At 75.4% G+C, this 1,449-nt stretch carries 1 protein-coding gene; it reads left to right on the top strand.

Annotated features, from left to right (window positions below; genetic code table 11):
- A partial coding sequence (locus ACFFNX_RS49910) for a bifunctional [glutamine synthetase] adenylyltransferase/[glutamine synthetase]-adenylyl-L-tyrosine phosphorylase (RefSeq protein WP_378213512.1) occupies window positions 1-1,449 on the top strand: 1,449 nt, incomplete at both ends.

Genomic DNA, 1,449 nt, shown 5'->3' with positions numbered 1-1,449 from the left:
AGCTGGCCGACCTCGCCTCGGCCGCGCTGGAGGCCGGGCTGGCCATCGCCCGCGCCGAGCTCGGCGAGCTGGCCGGCCTGTGCCGGCTCGCCGTCATCGGCATGGGCAAGTGCGGCGGGCGCGAGCTGAACTACGTCAGCGACGTCGACGTCGTCTTCGTCGCCGAGCCCGCGCCGGGTCAGGACGAGGACGCCGCGCTGCGGGCCGCCACCCGGCTGGCGTCCGGGATGATGCGCGCGTGCTCGGCCAGTACGCCGGAGGGCGCGCTGTGGGAGGTCGACGCCGCCCTGCGCCCGGAGGGCAGGTCCGGGCCGCTCGTCCGTACGATGGCCAGCCACCGGGCGTACTACGAGCGCTGGGCCAAGACCTGGGAGTTCCAGGCGCTGCTCAAGGCCCGCCCGGTGGCCGGCGACCTCGAGCTGGGCGAGGAGTACGTCCGCACGCTCGCGTCTCTGGTGTGGAGCGCCGCCGGGCGCGACAACTTCGTCGAGGACGTCCAGGCGATGCGCCGCCGCGTCGAGGAGCACATCGCGCCGGAGCAGGCCGGGCGGCAGCTGAAGCTCGGCCCCGGCGGGCTGCGCGACGTGGAGTTCGCGGTACAGCTGCTCCAGCTCGTGCACGGCCGGGCCGACGAGGAACTGCGCGGCCCGAACACCCTGATCGCGCTGAAGAAACTGTCCTGGGGCGGGTACGTCGGCCGGGGCGACGCCGCCGCGCTCGGCACCGCGTACCGCTTCCTCCGCCGCGTCGAGCACCTCATCCAGCTCCACCGGCTCCGGCGCAACCACCTCGTGCCCGAGGACGAGCAGAGCCTGCGGCGCCTCGGCCGGGCGCTCGGATTCCGGGTGAACCCGGTGGAGGAGTTCACCGCCGAGTGGCGCCGGCACGCGCGTGAGGTACGGCGGCTGCACGAGAAGCTCTTCTACCGGCCGCTGCTCCAGGCGGTCGCCCGGCTGCCCGGCGACGAGGTCCGGCTCACCCGCGAGGCCGCCCGCATCCGCCTGGAGGCCCTCGGCTACAACGACCCGGCGGGCGCCCTCCGCCACCTGGAGGCCCTGACCGCCGGGGTGTCGCGGCGCGCCTCCATCCAGCGCACGCTGCTGCCGGTGATGCTCGACTGGTTCGCCGACTATCCGGACCCCGACGCCGGGCTGCTCGGGTTCCGCCAGGTCAGCGATGCTCTCGGCACGACACCCTGGTACCTGCGGCTGCTCCGCGACGACGTCGCCGTGGCCGAGCGGATGGCGCGGGTGCTGGCCTCCAGCCGGTACGCCACCGAGCTGCTGCTGCGCGCCCCGGAGGCGGTCGGCATGCTGCGCGCCGAGACCGAGCTGACCCCCCGCTCGGCCGATGCCCTGCGGGGAGAGGCGCAGTCGGCCGTGGGCCGCTACCTGGCCTCGCCGCACGACCTGTCGGCGGACGCCGTCGCGGCGGTGCGCGGCCTGCGCC

Source organism: Actinoallomurus acaciae, assembly GCF_042429965.1.
Taxonomy (GTDB): domain Bacteria; phylum Actinomycetota; class Actinomycetes; order Streptosporangiales; family Streptosporangiaceae; genus Actinoallomurus; species Actinoallomurus acaciae.
Note: the sequence above shows the minus strand (reverse complement) of the source record. Positions and strands in the feature narration are given on the sequence as shown.